Annotated in this window: 20 protein-coding genes and 2 tRNA genes; 10 read left to right on the forward strand and 12 right to left on the reverse strand. The window is 65.4% G+C overall.

The features are described 5' to 3' along the window. Positions 1 to 201: 201 nt before the first annotated feature. Positions 202 to 1,617 carry a TolC family outer membrane protein gene (locus tag J2X65_RS15465; RefSeq protein ID WP_310202566.1) on the reverse strand — a complete coding sequence of 472 codons (1,416 nt, stop codon included), beginning with the start codon at positions 1,615 to 1,617 and terminating at the stop codon, positions 202 to 204. 178 nt (positions 1,618 to 1,795) lie between these two features. Continuing rightward, positions 1,796 to 2,458: a protein-L-isoaspartate O-methyltransferase gene (locus J2X65_RS15470; protein ID WP_310202568.1), complete on the reverse strand. Its 663-nt coding sequence runs from the start codon at positions 2,456 to 2,458 to the stop codon at positions 1,796 to 1,798. 382 nt (positions 2,459 to 2,840) lie between these two features. Here J2X65_RS15470 and J2X65_RS15475 point away from each other — a divergent pair. The 7 genes from J2X65_RS15475 (at position 2,841) to J2X65_RS15505 (ending at position 8,266) form a co-directional block, all read left to right on the forward strand. Further along, positions 2,841 to 2,914: transfer RNA gene (locus J2X65_RS15475), tRNA-Cys, on the forward strand. Between the two features lie 215 nt (positions 2,915 to 3,129). Then, the gene (locus J2X65_RS15480) at positions 3,130 to 4,935 is read left to right on the forward strand and encodes an ABC transporter ATP-binding protein (RefSeq protein ID WP_310202570.1); all 1,806 of its coding nucleotides are present in this window, start codon (positions 3,130 to 3,132) and stop codon (positions 4,933 to 4,935) included. 94 nt (positions 4,936 to 5,029) lie between these two features. Then, positions 5,030 to 5,105, forward strand: a tRNA-Asn gene (locus J2X65_RS15485). Between the two features lie 137 nt (positions 5,106 to 5,242). Further along, the gene (locus J2X65_RS15490; RefSeq protein WP_310202573.1) at positions 5,243 to 6,577 is read left to right on the forward strand and encodes a tyrosine-type recombinase/integrase; all 1,335 of its coding nucleotides are present in this window, start codon (positions 5,243 to 5,245) and stop codon (positions 6,575 to 6,577) included. Between the two features lie 71 nt (positions 6,578 to 6,648). After that, positions 6,649 to 7,365, forward strand: a complete 717-nt coding sequence (locus J2X65_RS15495; RefSeq protein WP_310202575.1) for an SOS response-associated peptidase family protein — start codon at positions 6,649 to 6,651, stop codon at positions 7,363 to 7,365. Between the two features lie 320 nt (positions 7,366 to 7,685). Next, positions 7,686 to 7,997: a hypothetical protein gene (locus tag J2X65_RS15500; protein ID WP_310202578.1), complete on the forward strand. Its 312-nt coding sequence runs from the start codon at positions 7,686 to 7,688 to the stop codon at positions 7,995 to 7,997. Positions 7,998 to 8,005: 8 nt separating this feature from the next. Continuing rightward, a complete protein-coding gene (locus J2X65_RS15505; RefSeq protein WP_310202580.1) occupies positions 8,006 to 8,266 on the forward strand; it encodes a hypothetical protein in 261 nt (86 codons plus the stop codon). Here the strand turns inward: J2X65_RS15505 and J2X65_RS15510 are convergent. The 3 genes from J2X65_RS15510 to J2X65_RS26990 all read right to left on the reverse strand — a co-directional run bounded on the left by J2X65_RS15510 (position 8,263) and on the right by J2X65_RS26990 (position 9,507). Beyond that, positions 8,263 to 8,532, reverse strand: a complete 270-nt coding sequence (locus tag J2X65_RS15510) for a DUF982 domain-containing protein (protein WP_310202582.1) — start codon at positions 8,530 to 8,532, stop codon at positions 8,263 to 8,265. The genes J2X65_RS15505 and J2X65_RS15510 overlap by 4 nt on opposite strands. Positions 8,533 to 8,635: 103 nt before the next feature. Further along, the gene (locus J2X65_RS15515) at positions 8,636 to 9,349 is read right to left on the reverse strand and encodes a DNA methyltransferase (RefSeq protein WP_310202585.1); all 714 of its coding nucleotides are present in this window, start codon (positions 9,347 to 9,349) and stop codon (positions 8,636 to 8,638) included. Then, positions 9,328 to 9,507 carry a Com family DNA-binding transcriptional regulator gene (locus J2X65_RS26990; protein ID WP_404977724.1) on the reverse strand — a complete coding sequence of 60 codons (180 nt, stop codon included), beginning with the start codon at positions 9,505 to 9,507 and terminating at the stop codon, positions 9,328 to 9,330. The genes J2X65_RS15515 and J2X65_RS26990 overlap by 22 nt, the downstream gene beginning before the upstream one ends. 190 nt (positions 9,508 to 9,697) lie before the next feature. Here J2X65_RS26990 and J2X65_RS15520 point away from each other — a divergent pair, with 190 nt between their 5' ends. Further along, a complete protein-coding gene (locus J2X65_RS15520) occupies positions 9,698 to 9,937 on the forward strand; it encodes a hypothetical protein (protein WP_310202587.1) in 240 nt (79 codons plus the stop codon). A 51-nt stretch (positions 9,938 to 9,988) separates the two neighbouring features. Continuing rightward, the gene (locus J2X65_RS15525; RefSeq protein WP_310202589.1) at positions 9,989 to 10,270 is read left to right on the forward strand and encodes a hypothetical protein; all 282 of its coding nucleotides are present in this window, start codon (positions 9,989 to 9,991) and stop codon (positions 10,268 to 10,270) included. Between the two features lie 394 nt (positions 10,271 to 10,664). Here the strand turns inward: J2X65_RS15525 and J2X65_RS15530 are convergent, their stop codons facing one another. From J2X65_RS15530 to J2X65_RS15550, 5 genes are all read right to left on the reverse strand, one after another. Next, positions 10,665 to 10,889: a DUF982 domain-containing protein gene (locus J2X65_RS15530; RefSeq protein WP_310202591.1), complete on the reverse strand. Its 225-nt coding sequence runs from the start codon at positions 10,887 to 10,889 to the stop codon at positions 10,665 to 10,667. Positions 10,890 to 11,186: 297 nt separating this feature from the next. Next, on the reverse strand, positions 11,187 to 11,423 hold the full coding sequence (locus J2X65_RS15535) for a hypothetical protein (protein ID WP_310202594.1): 237 nt from the start codon (positions 11,421 to 11,423) through the stop codon (positions 11,187 to 11,189). Continuing rightward, complete coding sequence (locus tag J2X65_RS15540) at positions 11,407 to 12,048, reverse strand: hypothetical protein (RefSeq protein WP_310202596.1); 642 nt, start codon at positions 12,046 to 12,048, stop codon at positions 11,407 to 11,409. Before J2X65_RS15540 ends, J2X65_RS15535 begins: the two co-directional genes overlap by 17 nt. Before the next feature lie 60 nt (positions 12,049 to 12,108). Continuing rightward, entirely contained in the window at positions 12,109 to 12,489 is a 381-nt protein-coding gene (locus tag J2X65_RS15545) for a hypothetical protein (RefSeq protein ID WP_310202598.1), read from the reverse strand. A 25-nt stretch (positions 12,490 to 12,514) separates the two neighbouring features. Beyond that, a complete protein-coding gene (locus tag J2X65_RS15550) occupies positions 12,515 to 13,255 on the reverse strand; it encodes a glycoside hydrolase family protein (RefSeq protein WP_310202600.1) in 741 nt (246 codons plus the stop codon). Between the two features lie 173 nt (positions 13,256 to 13,428). On the opposite strand from J2X65_RS15550, the gene J2X65_RS15555 reads away from it, so the two are divergent. Then, positions 13,429 to 13,662 carry a hypothetical protein gene (locus tag J2X65_RS15555; protein WP_310202602.1) on the forward strand — a complete coding sequence of 78 codons (234 nt, stop codon included), beginning with the start codon at positions 13,429 to 13,431 and terminating at the stop codon, positions 13,660 to 13,662. A gap of 15 nt (positions 13,663 to 13,677) precedes the next feature. Here J2X65_RS15555 and J2X65_RS15560 read toward each other — a convergent pair whose 3' ends face one another. Both J2X65_RS15560 and J2X65_RS15565 read right to left on the reverse strand, forming a co-directional pair. Beyond that, positions 13,678 to 14,355, reverse strand: a complete 678-nt coding sequence (locus J2X65_RS15560) for a hypothetical protein (protein WP_310202604.1) — start codon at positions 14,353 to 14,355, stop codon at positions 13,678 to 13,680. Positions 14,356 to 14,367: 12 nt separating this feature from the next. After that, positions 14,368 to 16,278: an SGNH/GDSL hydrolase family protein gene (locus tag J2X65_RS15565; protein ID WP_310202606.1), complete on the reverse strand. Its 1,911-nt coding sequence runs from the start codon at positions 16,276 to 16,278 to the stop codon at positions 14,368 to 14,370. Positions 16,279 to 16,301: the final 23 nt, after the last annotated feature.

The raw sequence follows: 16,301 nt of genomic DNA on the forward strand, positions 1-16,301 counted from the left end.
GCCGGCGGGCCGGGCACATAGAACGACGCGCATGGGCTACCGCTCCGGCGGCCCATGCAAGTCTGTCCATCTATGAAGGAGCGGGAGATCAAACCCGCCCGGCAAGATCACGGCGGCAAGATCAGGGCGCCAACATCACGGCGCCAACATCAGGGCGGCACCTGCAAGGGGTCCGGCAGCCCGGCTTCAGGGCCGCCTGCGTCACTGGCCGCCGGGGGTGCGCACGCCGATCCAGGCGTCGCGCACCTGCTCGTAGTGGATCTTCGGGTTGTAGGTCGCGACGCGCAGCGACAGCTTGGCGGCGTTGAGCTCGCCCACCGCCGACAGCACCGCATAGGAGGCGACCACCCGGTCGCGTTGCGCGATGACGAGGCTGGCGCGGGCATTGAACAGCGCGGTCTGGGCATTCAGCACATCGAGGGTGGTGCGCTGGCCGACGCGCCATTCCTCGCGCACGCCGCGCAGCGCGATCTCGTTGGCGGCCACCGAGGCCTGCGCCGATTCGATGGCGTCCCGCGCCGCCTGCAGCGCCCCCCAGTACTGCACGACATTCGCCCGCACCTGATCGCGGTTCACATCGACCTCGATGCGCGACTGGCTGAGGAATTCCTTGCTCTGGCGGATGGTCGCGAACTCGCCGCCGCCCTGGTAGATCGGCACCGAGAGGTTCAGCGTCGCGGCGGCGCTGGTGGCCCGCTCGGTGTTGGCGGAGCTGTTGTAGTTGGAAGCCGCGGCACCGTTGAGGGTGAGCTGCGGCGACAGCGCCGCTTCCGCCACCTTCACGTTGGACATCGAGGAATCGACGGCGAACTCGGCTGCCTTCACCGCCGGGTGGCGGCTGAGGCCCATCTGGATCGCCGCGTCGACGCTCTTCGGCAGCATCGGGTCGATCGGCCGGCCGGGCGACAGCTTGGTCGCCTTCAGCCCGGTCACCTGCAGGAACACCGCCTGCGAGGTGGTCAGGTTGGACTGCGCCTGCGACAGCAGGCTCTGCGCGTTGGCGACGCTGGCCTCGGCCTGGGCGACGTCGGTGCGGGTGATCTCGCCGACGGCGAAGCGGTCGCGGGCGGCACGCAGCTCTTCCTGCAGCGCCGCCAGGTTCTGCTTCTGCAGTTCCACCAGCGCCGAGTTCTGCAGCACGTTCATATAGGCGGTCACGCCGTCGAGCAGCACCAGTTGCTCGGTGTTGCGCAGCAGTTCGCGCTGCCCCCTCACCTGCGATTCGGCGCCGCGCACCGAATTGGCGGTGCGCAGCCCGTCATAGATGGTCTGGCTGATGGTGACGCCGAATCCCGAGGGAAACAGCCGGTTGTTGCTGATGGTGTTGCCGCCGTTCAGCAGCGCGGCGGCGCTGCCGGACGAGACGCGGGTCTCCGCCCACTCCGCGCCGATGCTGGCGCTGCCGAACACCTGCGGCCGGTAGCCGGACAGCGCGATCGGCACATATTCGTCGGTGGCGCGGGTCGCCGCACGCTGGGAATTCAGCGTCGGATTGGTGCTGTAGGCTGAGACCAGAGCCTGATCGAGCGTCTGCGCTGCAGCTGGAAGCGACGTTCCAATAACGAAAACGGCGATCGCGGACGCGACCAGCCTGCCCCCGGTAGCATCAAGCCACATGCTCAAACCCCTACAACGCGCGACTAGAACGGAACCAGCTACCATCGGCTGATTCTCATCTATGTATGACGGACTGTCAGAATAGGAGCAGGAAGGGGAGCTGTGAACCGGGAGTAAGCAGCCGGAAACCATTTTGCGGGAGGCAGCGGCAGATCAGCCACAGCCCCCGCGCAAAGCCTTAGAATACAAAGCCCGGCGCCGCCTCGAACCCCGGCAGGGTCGGCACCGCGGCATCGAAGACCACGCGCCCGCCGATACCGCCGGCGGTGTTGGTGAATACCGTGGCGCGGCCGGCGCGCCCGCGGCCGACCACCGCGACGAGTCGCCCGCCGGGCTTGAGCTGGGCGAGCAGCTTCTGCGGCGCCTCGTCCACCGAGCCGTTCAGCAGAATCACGTCATAGGGCGCCTCGCCCGGCCAGCCGGCGGTGAGCGGGCCCTTGACATAGGCGGCGTTGAGCAGGCCGAGATCGGTCAGCACGCCGGCGCCGCGGTCGGCGAGGTCGGCATCCTCTTCCAGCGCCACCACCTGGCCGGCCAGCTTGGCGAGCACGGCGGTGGAATAGCCGCTGGAGGCGCCGACATCGAGCACCAGGTCGCCCTCGCCGATCTCCGCCGCCTGCAGCAGCTTGGCGAGCACCATTGGCTCCATCAGGTAGCGCGCCGGAGCTCCCTCCTTCACCAGGAGGTCGTCATCTATATAGGCGAAGTTGCGCAGCCCGGCGGGGACGAAGCGCTCGCGCGGCGTCTCCAGCATGGCGGCGACGATCTTGAGATCGGTCACGTCGTTCGCCCGCACCTGCGCGTCGACCATGGCACGGCGCATCTCAGCGAAATCGATCATTCTGGCGCAACCCCGGCTATTGTCCCGAAAATGCCGCGCGAGACCGTGCGGACAAGGCTCCCGTCCCTCTCGCGGCCCGTCATGAGTAGTGCGACGCACGCCGGCTTGGCAAGAGTTGTTGCGGCCTTCCCGAAGGTCGATCGCCCGCCGGCAAGCCGATGCGCGGCCTTCCGGCCCGCCCTTGCGCCGGATCGGGCGTTTGGCGACGGCAATCGCACCGATCATACACCTCTCTGCACCGCGCCGGGCACGGCACCGGGCACGGCACCGGGGACGGCACCGGGGACGAGCGGCGCTCCTCCGTTGCCGTCTGCGAGCGGCTCTGTTATGAGGCGCCTCGGCTGCAAGATGGAGACCTCTCCGGAGCACTCTTCTCTCCTGCGGCCACGTGGCGGAGTGGTTACGCAGCGGACTGCAAATCCGCGTACGGGGGTTCGATTCCCTCCGTGGCCTCCAACAGCGCACGCGCCGCCGAGACGCCGCAACCGGCTCCGGCGGCGCGTGTTGCCCCCGCAACAGGGAGCGGCGGGATGCGCGCCTGCAACGCTCCATCGTTTGACAATGCCGGTCGATCGTCGTTGATGAAGCCGCCCCGCTGAAGCCGCCGCCGGCGGACAGCGCTTGCGGTGCAACGGTTGGTACGCCGTCGCCGCTGTACAAGGAACTGCTTGATGGTGCCATCGAAACTGGCCAATGCGTTTCGCAACATGATCAGCCCGGAGACACGGGATACCGTCCGGCGGCTGTTCATGACCGATGGCCGCCGGCACTGGAAGGGCTACGCGCTGTCCTTCGTGTTCATGGGCATCATGGCCGGCACGACCTCCGGCCTCGCCTACATCATGGGCGACGTGATCAACAAGATCTTCGTCCAGCAGAATTCCGCGGCCGTCTGGATCATGTCCGGCATCGTGCTGGCGCTGAGCGTCATCAAGGGATTCGCCACCTATGGGCAGGCGGTGACGCTGGCCCGCGTCGGCAACCGCATCGTCGCCGACAACCAGAAGCGCGTGCTCGAACGCCTGCTGGTCCAGGATCTGAGCTTCTTCGCGCGGACCCAGACCGCCGAGCTGATGATGCGGTTCAACGCCGGCGCCGAGGGCGCGCGCAACGTTTTGAACCTCATCATCACCAGCCTCGGCCGCGACCTCCTGTCGGTGATCGGCCTTACCGCGGTAATGATCATCCAGGATCCGTTCATGGCGGTGATCGGGCTGATCGTCATGCCGATCGCGGTCGGCGGCGTGCGCAGCCTCATCCGCAAGGTGCAGAAGATCTTCACCCGCGAGTTCCATTCCGCGATCCAGATCATGGGACAGTCGCTGGAAGCCTTCCAGGGCATCCGCACCATCAAGTCCTTCAATCTGGAGCCGAGCGTCCGCTTCCGCCTCGACGACCGCATCGACGCGTTGGAGAAGGCGTCGAACCGCATGGTACGCGCCCAGTCGCAGTCCGGCCCGCTGATGGAGGCGCTCGGCGGCGTCGCCGTCGGCCTCGTCATCATGTATGCCGGCTACAGCGTGCTGCATGGCGGGCGCACCCCGGGCGAGTTCTTCTCGGTGATCACCGCGCTGCTGCTCAGCTACGAGCCGGCCAAGCGCCTCGCCCGGCTCAACATCGACCTCACCGGCCACCTGCTCGCCGCCCGCATGCTGTTCCAGATCCTCGATCTCAAGCCGACCGAGCAGGATCCTCCCGGCACCCCGGTGCTCGAACTGGCGCCGAAGGGCGGGCGCATCGAGTTCAACGACGTCTATTTCGGCTACCGCCCCGAGGAGCCCGTGCTCAAGGGCCTCAGCTTCGTCGCCGAGGCCGGCAAGACCACGGCGCTGGTCGGCCTGTCGGGCGGCGGCAAGAGCACGGTGATGAACCTCATCGAGCGCTTCTACGACATCTCATCCGGCACCATCGCCATTGACGGGCAGAAGCTCGACCAGGTGACCCGCCAGTCGGTTCGCGAGGCGGTGGCGTTCGTCAGCCAGGACGTGTTCCTGTTCGCCGGCACCGTTTACGAGAACATTCTCGCCGGACGGCTCAACGCCACCTATGAGGAGGTCGTGGAGGCGGCGCGCGCCGCCCATGCGCATGACTTCATCACCGGCTTCGCCAATGGTTACGATACCGCGGTCGGCGAGCATGGTGCCCAGTTGTCCGGCGGCCAGCGCCAGCGCATCGCCATCGCCCGCGCCTTCCTCAAGAACGCGCCGATCCTGCTGCTCGACGAAGCCACCGCCGCCCTCGATTCGGAATCCGAGGCCGAGGTGCAGAAGGCGCTGCGCACGCTGCAAATGCATCGCACCACGCTGGTGATCGCCCACCGCCTGCAGACCGTCGTCAACGCCGACCGCATCTGTGTGATCGAGGATGGGCGGGTGGTCGAAAGCGGGCGGCACGATGAATTGATCGCGCGTCGCGGCCGCTATTTCGGCTTCCACCAGCTGCAGTTCAGCGGCCAGGACGAGCGTCTCAGCGCCTGAAGATATCCACATGCTGGCCGGATGCGGCTTCACAAACGCATCCGGCATTGCTATAGGGGCGCCCGTGAAGTGATGGCGACGCGGTCGCCTCCTTTCCCTGATAGCTCAGTTGGTAGAGCGTTCGACTGTTAATCGAATGGTCGCAGGTTCGAGTCCTGCTCAGGGAGCCATTTCCCCTTCCGGGAAAATCACCACAAACCCATACGCCCCAACGTTTTCCCCTTTGTGCGCCTACTCGCTCCGCTTGCGGCGCGGTACAAATCGCGCCACAAATGCGTTACAAATGCATTACAACCCCGGGAAAATCATGAGCGGCAGCGGCATCGATCGCTATGTGAAGCGCGATCCGCGCACCGGGGTCTATCAATATTACCGGCGCATTCCGACCGTGATCCCACAGGATCCCGAGAACGTCCGCACCCATATCCACCACAGCTTGAAGACCAAGGATCTTCAGACGGCCCTTGCCACCGCCCGGCGGGTTCACGAAAGCGTCGAAACGCTTTGGCGGGATTTCCTTGAAGGCAAGAACTCCGTCCAAAGCTGGGAGCTTCACGAGAAGCGCGTCGCGCTGGCTCAGGCCTATGGCTATCTCCACAAGCCCCTTTCCTCGGTGCTCGCCGGGCCGATCGATGAAATCGTCGCGCGGACGCTGGATGCCCGCGACGCCGCCAAGAACCCCACGGCCGTCGCCGCTCTACTCGGCATAGAGCCACGACAGAATCCACGGATCAGCGAGGTGTGGGGCCTGTACGCCACTCATGCCCGCGCCGCTCTCGCCGGCATGTCGCCTGGCCAGCTTTCGGCACACGAGACATCGCGAAAACGCGCCCTCTCCTACCTGCGCGATCAGCTGGGCGACGTCGGGCTGGCCGACATCTCCAGAACGGAGGTGCTGAAGTTCCGCGACTGGTGGATGACGAAGGTCGAGAAGGAAGGCCTGCGGGCTTACACCGCCAACCGCAGCTTCACCGACATCAAGGGGATGCTCGCCGTCGTCGACGGCGCGCTACGCACGTCTTTTCATGCGGTGTGGGAGAAGGTGTCCCTTCCGGAGACCAACAAGACGAAGCTGCGCAAGCGGCCGATGTTCGATCCCGACTGGGTGCAAGAACGGTTTCTCGCGGCCGACGCCCTGAACAGCCTCAATCTCGATGCCCGGCTCATCGTCTATGTGATGATCGAGACGGGCATGCGCCTTGGGGAGGTCTGCAACCTTCGGGCACAGGACATTCGGGTCACCGATGCCATCCCCCATGTAGAGGTGGCCGAGCGCGACGATCGCCGGCAGAAGACCGAATATTCCATTCGGCGCATCCCCCTGGTGGGCGTGGCGCTGTGGGCGTTGAGACAGGCACCCCAAGGCTTCCCGCGCTATGCCGACAATGCCGATTCCGCGTCGGCTGCCATCAACAAGCAGATCACCGCCCTGAAGCTGCGGCAATCGCCGCGCCACACCATCTACTCGCTGCGACACACTTTTCAGTTCCGGATCGAGAACGCCGGCGCATCCGACCGCATGCAGGCTGACCTTATGGGCCACGAGTTCGGCCGCCCGCTCTATGGCGACGGGCCGGAAATGAAGCGCCGCCAAGCCCTGCTGGACGGGATCAAATTCACCTGGTCGCCGCCGACGACGTGAGCGCTGCCTGACGGGAATAGCCTTTATGAAAGAGGCTTGGCCGTCCCTCTCTTCGGCCTTACCTTCCCGTCATGTGCAACCTCTACAGCCACCATTCGAACCTGCAGGCGATCACCGATCTGGTCGGCACGCTGCGCAATGGTGCTGGCAACCTGGCGCCTCAGCCGGGCATCTATCCCGACTATCCGGCGCCGATCGTGCGCACGGACGGCGACGGCCAGCGCGAACTCGTCTTGGCTCGCTGGGGCATGCCGACGTCTCAGGTCGTGCAAATGGAGGCCACCAAGAAGCGGGCCGCCAAGCTGGAGGCGAAGGGGCAAGCCGTCGACTTCAAGGAGATGCTGCGCCTGGAGCCCGACAAGGGCGTGACGAACATCCGCAATACCGCCAGCCGCCACTGGCAGCGTTGGCTCGGCCCCGAGCATCGGTGCCTGGTGCCGTTCACCAGCTTCTCGGAACCGCCGGCCGGCGCCCGCGGGCCGGATACGTGGTCATGGTTCGCCCTGTCGCCTGACGAGCCGTTAGCCTTCTTCGCCGGGCTCTGGACGCAGTGGACAGGCGTTCGGAAGATAAAGGAGGGCGAGATCACCACCGACCTCTACGGCTTCCTGACGACCGAGCCGAATGCGGTCGTCGGCTCCGTCCACACCAAGGCCATGCCGGTGATCCTGACGACGGCAGAGGAGCGCGACGTCTGGCTGCGCGCGCCGTGGGATGAGGCGAAGACGCTGCAGCGCCCCCTACCGGACGATGGCGTGGTGATCGTGGAGCGGCCGGCGGCGGCCTGATGGTGCCGGCATCTGGATTGACTCTCGACCACTGTTGTTCTCTTTCTGTTCTCCATGGTCGAGACCCTTGGCGAAGCATATCGGGCTGGATGGGGCGTGACGGCGCGATGCGTCGATCCACAGCGCCCGAGCAAATATGACCGCCGATGCGAGTGGTCCTCGGAACTGGATATCAAATCGCTGGCGGTGACCAGGGGGCGCGATTTCCCTCTGGCGCTGCTGCCGGAGCGCGTCCGCTGCATCCGCTGCGGCTCTTCAAGGGTGACCCTGTTTTATCATCCGCCGGCCTCACCACAGCGAGCAGGTCTTCGAGGCGCCGGATGGTGACGCGACGCACCTTCATCAATGCGTCGACAATCGGCGCGCAGCTGGATGGGGGCTTTAGCCTTTGGGCTCAATGCTACAACCCAAAATGCCGTCGCATGGTGGAGTTGGATTTGTCGATGCTGGCCGAGCGGCTTGGCCGCAATCACAGCACTCTGCGCAAAGATCTCTGTCCCCGCATGATGTGCGGCGCATGTGGCGGCAAGGATATCGGCATCTGGTCTAGCGGCGGGGGGAAAACGAAGAACGGCGAGGCCTATGGCGGAACGTCCCAGTCGGCTGGAACCGGGGGCACGAATCGCCCATGAAGCGCGCCATGGAATCCTATGATCTCGAACTCCGCCGCTTCGCCAAGGATGGCGACAAATGGGTCATGTCGCCGGATCACCCGCCGGAGAGCATGCAGACGTGGTCAAACTGGTCGGCATTCATCCCTCAGCCTAGGGACGCTGTGAAGAAGAAGGTGGACGCCGTCAGGATAGCCTTCCGCGCCGAATACATTGCGGTAGAGGGCGGGACCGTCATCATGGCGGGTTACAATGACATTGAGAAGATTGTGAAGGCGCTACACGCCTAGCCGAGACGCACCCCCTGCGCCGGAGGGTCGGCAAGCAGGCCTGCCTCTCCCGCGGCGGCGATCAAAGCCAGTCGGAAGGCCGCAACCGGCACGTGGCCGTTCAGCGCGTCAAGTGCCGCCTGCCGCGCCGCCCGATGCTGCGCGCTTTCTTCGAAACCCTCGGGCCACCGTTCCAGCAGGAATCGCGCCGCTCCCTCGACATCCGCGAGGGTGCGCTTTGTGCTGTCGGTCTCCCAGAGGGAGACGGGTTGCATCGGCATGTACATGCCGCAACAACGAGATGCCGCGGCAGAGGTTGCGCCAAAAGCGAAAAAGGCCCCGCCCGCTCTCCGAAGAGAGCGGGCGGGGCACCATGAACCCAACCAAGAGCTAAGCGGCGAGCCGCTGGCGCGCTATCTCGAAATAGGCCGGCTCACATTCTATGCCGACATAGGGAAGGCCGCGCGCTTGGCAGGCCAGCCCCACCGTGCCGGAACCCATGAACGGGTCGAGGACCGGACCGTCAACGATGCGTAGCAGGCCCTCCATCAGTTCCACCGGCTTACCGGCGATGTGGTGCTTCTTGTTTGGCTTGGGCATTCGGAAGACGCCGGGCGCCGTCGGGCCGGCCAGCGCGCGCGGGCCGTTCGTCCCCCAGACGACATACTCGGCCTGCACCCGGTAGCGACCCTGCTGGGGCCGGCTGGCTTCAGTCTTGTCCCATGGGACGACGCCGCGCCAAACCCAGCCCGCGCACTGCAGCGCGTCGCTGGTGACCGGCAGTTGCCGCCAGTCTGTGAACACCCCGACGAGACCTCCCGGCGCCGTCAGGGCGCGAGCGCGAGAGAGCCAGAGCGTTGACCAAGCGAGGAAGGATCGTTGGTCGCGCGTGTCGCCGGCGAACTCGGGATAGAGGCCCCGATGTTCGGACGACTGATACTTGGCACTGGTGAGCCGGAGGCGCTCGGGAGCCGTCGTTCCCCCGGAGCAATAAGGCGGGTCGCATAGAACCGCCGCAAAGCCGCCCTGCAGCGTCGGCAGCACCTCAAGGGCATCGCCAAGATGGATGGTTGAATTGCCGATCAGTTCGGATCGGAACGACATGAGCAGTCTCCAGAAGGACGCTCTCGGCGCTCTGGTGGGGGCTCGGTCGGCCTCATGGTGATGACGGTGCCGCATCGACGGCACTTGATTTCGAGGGTGTCTCGAATTGCGACGGCTCGGAACAGGAGCGCGCCACATCGGCATCGGAAGTCGTTCACCTGATCTTAGGTCCACATGCTGCACGCCTATCCCGCTCGACAGAGCGCAGGACGGGGCGGCGGTCATGTTCGTGCATCGCTCGCGGGTCAGGTCGCCAAACTATGCCCCGCGCCGGGGAAACCCGGGCCTCGTCACCGCTACGTCCCGCAACGGTGGTAGAGTTCGTCATTCCGATGGAGGGGATGGCCGATGGCCGCTGTCACCTATTTCGTGGTGCTGCCGTTCGTGCGCGGCGAGGACGGCGAATTGATCGCCCTGGAGCCGATCGAAGCGCAGAGTGCCACCTCGGCGGCCTCAAAAGCGCTCGTTCTGTCTCGGCGAAACGCTGGCGCAGTGGCTTTCTCGCGCACTGGTGACCCGAGCCAAGGCGAGTTCGAGCCGGCCGTGGTGATCGCGCGCTATGGCGACACGCCGGACGATCTTGAATGATGGCGGTGGCCGGAGCTACAATTCTAGGTCTGACCAAGCGGGGATATGGATATGCAACGGCTCGAACAGACCGCCCGCGCTATCTGTGCCCTCGACCTCGTTTCGGCCGGGGTGCCGCAGGAAGACATTTCGTCGATGGTCGACCGGTTGTGGCCCGTCGTCGCGAATGAGACGCGCGACAGCGTGACGGTGATCGGGGTGTGGCCTTTCACCGTCGAGGAAATCGCTAAGCTGACCGAGGAATACCGGGCTATCGTCGGCCCTCATGGCGATGGGGTGAAGCGGATATCGCCGCGTCAATCTCCGAGCTCCATTAACCGCCAGAATACATGAGACGTGCCGCCGGCGCGCCAGATCTACGCGAGGACGCCCGCCGCCTCGGCAACCGCTATGAATGACGTCTGGAGACGCTGGACAATCTGGAATAACGCGAAATGGCATCGATCGTGCAGTCCAGCCGGACATCGGTATCCAGTTCTGCTGGAGCGAGACGATGTCGACACCACATGGCACGCCGAACACCAATCAAAAGCGCAGGGTGATGATGCGAGCCGTGCCGCCCGCAGGGGACAGCGCGCCGGCAATCGGCGCAAAGCCGCGCGTGGAATTCGCTGAATTCAAATGCCCACGGTGTGGGCTGTGCGACAAAATAACTGGCACGCTCACGCTCACCGAGCTTGTACGCGGGATCCCGTGCAAAAAGTGCAACAAAGTCCGGAATCGCTAGCTAGGCAAGAATCCCGGCTTCTTCGGCCGCGGCGACGAAGGCGGCCCGGAAGTCCGCGACGAAGATGACGCCGTTCATCGCCTCGAGCGCAGCCTGACGGGCAGCTCGATGAAGATCCGTATCGATCCGTGTCGGCCAGCGCTCCAGCAGGAAGCGCGCCGCGCCCTCGACGTCGGTGAAGGTCCGCTTCACCGCATCACTTTCCCAGACGCTGACGGGCTGCATGTGCTTCCGCATGGTCGATTCAATGCGGCATATGGCGAAAGGTTGCTGGGTGGAACGGCCAGGCTCTGAAGCCGTTGTGCGGCCAGCCTCAACTCCTGACGCGAGCTGTGCCGTGTACCGGTATCGGATCTACGAATTCGCTCCCGAGGGGATGATCGCCTCGACTACGGAGATCGAAGCCCCAGACGATTTGGCTGCCGTCCAGCGCGCGCGCTCATCGCAGCAGCAACTGCGCATGGAGATATGGCAGGCCAACCGCCTCGTCGCCTCGCTCGAGGTTCCACAACAACGTGATAGCTAGATCCCTTCCGCCGCAAGCACGTCGAGGAAGCCGACCGGCCACCAGTCGGGCGGATCGCCTTCCACCCGATGGCAGGCGGCAAGGACGGCCCATGCGAACCGGCGCAGTTCTTCCGGGTCGCCATGCGCGTCGTTGTGCCCCCGCTTCACTATCAGTCGGCAGGTGGGTAGGTCGAACACCGCGTGGTCGGCGCCAGGCACACGCAGGATGCGGGCCTCAGGGGGAAGCGGCACCGATCCGCCCCCTCAACACCAAGTCCTCGAGCTCACGCTGGCGGCTCTCAAGACGCAGGATCACGTCGCGCGCCGAATAGGTGTCGGCCGAGCTGCGTTTCAACTCGTCGACCTGGCGCTGGAGGCTGGCATTCTGGGCGGCCTGCGCATCCCACTGGATCTTGTGCACCTCGAATGGCACCATCTTGGCCACGATGGCGTCGATGTCCTTTTCCTGCCGCGCCGCCAGCACCTCCATTGCCTTTTCCTGCGTCGCTCGCGTTTCCCTCGCACGCTCGGTCGCGATGGCGAAGGTCTCCTGATTGAGCTTGGAGGAAATCTGCGTCTGGAGGATCGCCCAGACGAAGGTCGCGGCGCCGAGGATCATCGGGATGATGATCGCATAGATCTGGAGCTTCGGCTCGCTCCGCTTCTCGATCAGCGCGTTCTGCGCCGAGATCTGCTGTTCGAACCGCGCCCCCTGGGCCGACATTGCCTGTTCGAACTTGGTGTATTGCGCACCGATCTGCCGGGTGAGTTCGGCAAAGCCATCCCGCATGGTCGACTGTACGTCGGCAAGCCCGCGCTCGGTGGTGCGCAGGCGGGTATCGAGAACGTCGAAGGACTGCCGGCTGTCTTGATCCATTGCCGCCCCCCTTTCCGAGTTGGGCATCACGGGCACCTCATGCGCAGCGGGGAACGATCGTCAGGAACCGAGCGGCTTGCGGGCGGCCCAGCGGCCATAGAGCGCCAGGGCAGCGCCGATCACTGGGCCGAGCGCAACGATCAGGTCGATCACCTTGCCCTGCACTTCGGCGGGGAAAGCCCAGCCGAAGAGCCCGAGGATGCCGGCGAGCGCGGCGAGTATGGCACCGAGCGTCACGCGGCTCTGATACCAGGGCTCATTATTCGTCTGGTTGATGACGACGGCCGCCGTTTCCTTCGCCACCTCCGTGGCGATGACGCTGGCGTCGGCGCCGCCGAGCCCTGAGGCGGTGTTGGCTATGGCCTGGTGCGTCGCCGTGGCGATGGCAGGCGTGATCGAGGCCAGCACGGCTTGCGCCGCGGCCTTCGTGGTCGTGCTCATGTGAGGATGTCCTTTTGGCGGGAAGTCAGGCGGCGAGGCTGATCGGCCGGGCGTCGGTCGACCGGGCCTTGGGCAGGCTGATGCTGTAGGGCGTGACGAACTGGTCGGCCTCGCCGGTGCGGCGGGAGATGATTTCGGCCGGCTTGCGCCACATCAGGATGGCGGCGCGGATCCGCGCCGGGCTCTCGCCGGCATTGATCCGCTTCACGAAGGTCGCACCCGCGAAGGCACCAGTGCCGATGTTGTAGCAAACCGAGGTGAGCGCATCGAACTGGTGATCGGCCAGGTTCACCTTGATCGCGGCGCGCACCGCGTCCTCATACTGGACGATGTCGCGGGCGAAGATGGCATCCGCCTCGGCGACGGTGATCGTGAGCCCAGCATAGGGGATCGGCGCGCCGGCGGCGGCGGTATGGCCGATGCCGATGGTCCAGATGCCCTTGGTGTCGCGATAAGCGGTGAGCTTGCGCGCCTCGCGGCTGATCAGCACGGCAAGGCCGATCGCGCTCATGCTCTGACGCGGCGGCGCGGGCGTGACGACAGCTGCCGGCGCCTCCATCGCCACCTTGAGGGCGGCCTCAGTTTTCGCGCCGGCGATGCCGTCGGGGTAGAGACCGGCGGCCTTCTGGAAGGCGACCACGGCGGCCTCGGTGGCCGGTCCGAAATCCCCATCGACCGCGCCAGAATATCGGCCGAGCGTGGCAAGGCGCGTCTGTAGAGCGCGGACAGCAGGGCCGCTGCTGCCGCGCCGCAGGATGGCGGTCATTTCATGCTCCAGAAATGGAAAAGCCGCCCAGCGGGCGGCGGATGTGAAGATGAGATGCAGCGCGACGACGGCGTCCAATCAGCAGTTTGTAACAAGTTTTTGGGTTGCGCTGTGACAGGGCACTCGCATACCGTGCGCGCCGCCATGATCGTCAGTGCCGGAAACCGACTCCGATGAAAACAGTCGCCGCAGAAATCGACGCCGCCATCGCCAAGCTGACAGCCGCCGCAACGGCGGAGCGGAGGCAGCGGGCTTCGGAAGCTGGCATCGAAGGGTTCGGGGAACTCGACCCATTCAGCAGTGCGCTGCTTGAGGCCGTCTTCACCGCCCTCAACGGCATCAAGGAAAGCCTGATCGACGCATCGCAGCTCGCCGAGGCGCCCAATCGCCGCACGGCGGAAGGCTAGACAACCGCGTGATCGCTACGGCGTCGCCATGGCGATCAGTTCGGCATCCGAAACCGCCGCCGCGATCACCGCCACGCGCGTGGCGGTACCGCCCCAGGGGCGGGCATAATCGATGCCCCGGTTCTTCACCGTCACGCGCGTGAGCGAGGTCGGCAGGAGTGCCGTGCCGTTGGTCCGCACCGCCGCTCCATTATAGGAGACGCCCAGGTTGGACGTCGCAAACCGCGCCGCGATGCTGAGGTGGGTGCTGTTCGGCAGCACGGCCAGCGAGCGCATTTCGTCGCCGGTCTGGATCGCACCGCCACGGTAGCAACCGATCTCGCCGCGCCCGGCCGGCGAAATCTGGGTGCGGTCGATCCAGATGGCATTGTCGAGCAGATCGCCATCTTCCCCGTCATCGAGCGACAAGGCCCATTGCGCCGCGCCGCTCGGCGTCGTGCCGGCGGCAACACCTTCGAAGAAGAGCGAGCACGTCGTGATTGAGCTCGGAAGAGCGATGGAATCTCCGCTCGGGTTCTCGGTATAGAACCCCGCCGTCACCATGTCGGCGAGCGCATCATAGACGGTTCCGTTGTAGTAGAACCTCTCATTGGCATAATCGAAATCCAGTATCGCACCCACGAAAGGCCAGGGGTATTTCGCTACGACAGCCTCGGCATCGAAATTGATGTCGGAGATGAGCAGGATCGTCATTATGGTCTCTCCTTAGAAAAGCCAGGGGACGTCGATGCCGTATTGCTCGGCCCACCGCTCCAGGCCGGCGGGGTTCGCGTGGACGCCGTCGCCGTTGTTGTAAGCGGAGTTCCAGGCCCCATCGTCGCCGCCGAGCGACAGCGCCCGCGCCACATCGACATAGGGGTAGTCACCGAAATACCGGCTCCGGATCCATCCGTTGATGGTCGTGTTCTTGGCTGTCGCGCCGGTGCGCGGCGCCAGCGTCTGCAGGATCGGCGTTGCGCCGCGCGCCAGCACCTTGGCGATCGCCGCCGCCGTGTTGGTCTGCCACGTCGCCGTGTCGGTATCGTTGGTGCCCTGGCCGAGCACGACGAACTGCGGATTGAAGATGTCGAGATCGACAGGCATGCGAGCGAGCATCCCGCCGGACGTGTCGCCGCTGCGGCAGACATTGAGCATGTCGCCGCGCCCCCGAAGGGCCTCGACCTGGTGTGCCCAGCCATAGCGCCAGTCGGGAACGCCGCCGAACCCTTCGCCGTTGCTGTCGCCGAACAGCAGGCAGAACGGCTTTTGCTGCACGCCGGCATAGAATTCGACGAGGCGGACGAACACGTTGCCGGACAGGAAGGCCAGGCCGGGCTTTCCCCACTGGCGGCCGGCGCCGTCCGCATCATCCTGCTCGCCGGAGAGGGCGACGACCTTGCCGGTGATCGTGTCGGTGAAGCGGGCGATGTTCACGCCGCCGAGCTTCTCGAGGTCGACGACATAATCGCGGCCGGCGACCAGGGTGAACGGGATGGCGACGGACTTGCCGCCGGTCGGCGCGCCGGATCCGTTCCACGGCTGCATCAGCAGCACGGCACTCGATGCGCCAAGGGAGGCATCTACGGTGACGACGGTCCCGAGCGTGTAGGAGCCGCCATCCATGGGATAGGTGACGACGGCGACCTTGGAGGTCGGATCATCGAGCCGGATATGCGCGACGATCCGCTTGCGGCCGAGGGCGGAGAAGGTGTCGAACATCGCCAGGGTCGCCCAGTCTCCCGTGGGCGGCGACACCAGCCCGTTCGAAACCGTCCAGCCGGTGACGGACCAGCCCGCGGGGGTTGAGGTGCCGGTGAAGAACTGCCGAAAGACCGTCGTGAGACCCGCATTCCGCGCTACGCCGGCAATCGAGCTGTAGATATTGTCGATCTCCTTGCAGAGGATCCTGCCCGACCGGGTGACGGCGAAGCCGCTTTTGCCGTCCGGCCCCACAAGGGCGAGCAGATCCGCAGAGGGAACGACCTTCACCGAGAGCCCGGCCTGTGCTCCCGCCTCCGCCTTGCTCTCGATCTCCCGAATATGCTTGTTCAGGATCTTGCCCGATCGGGTGACCGCGAACCCGCTCTTGCCGTCGGGGCCAACGGCGGCAAACAGGTCGGCATCGTCCGTGATGGGCGCCCGCGCATCCAGCGCCGCCTTGTCGGCGGCCGGCGTCATCGCCTTGTCGGTCGCCGTGCCGGCCACAGCTTCGGGATTGGTGGCAGCCGGCACCGTGATCGTGAGGTTATCTTCGAGCGGGCCGCCGCCAGCGGCGAGGCCATCGCCGGTTATTGTGAGGCCCTGCAAGGCGGTTACAGCAGCAGCAGCGCTATCTGCTGTGTCGGCGGCGCCGGCAGCGGTCGAGGTGGCCGCTGCGGCGGCGCTCGTGGCCTCCGCCGCAGCGGCCTCGGTGGCCGCCAAACCATCAAGGATATCTGCGATCGCCTCCGGATCGCCCGTCGCGGCCTGAAGCGCCTCAAGTTCATCGTGCAATTGCCCCGACGCCATCAGCTGGGCGATAAGCGAAGGAAGCGCTATCTGCACGGTGTTGGTAACGCTGCCCTCTGTCCGATTACCCACGAGAGCGTCGACGAGCGGCACCGCCGACAGTTCGTCGGTGGGTTGTCCCTTGTCCATTGGACGTCCTTCGATGTTGTCAG

This window comes from Ancylobacter sp. 3268, assembly GCF_031456575.1.
Taxonomy (GTDB): Bacteria; Pseudomonadota; Alphaproteobacteria; order Rhizobiales; family Xanthobacteraceae; genus Ancylobacter.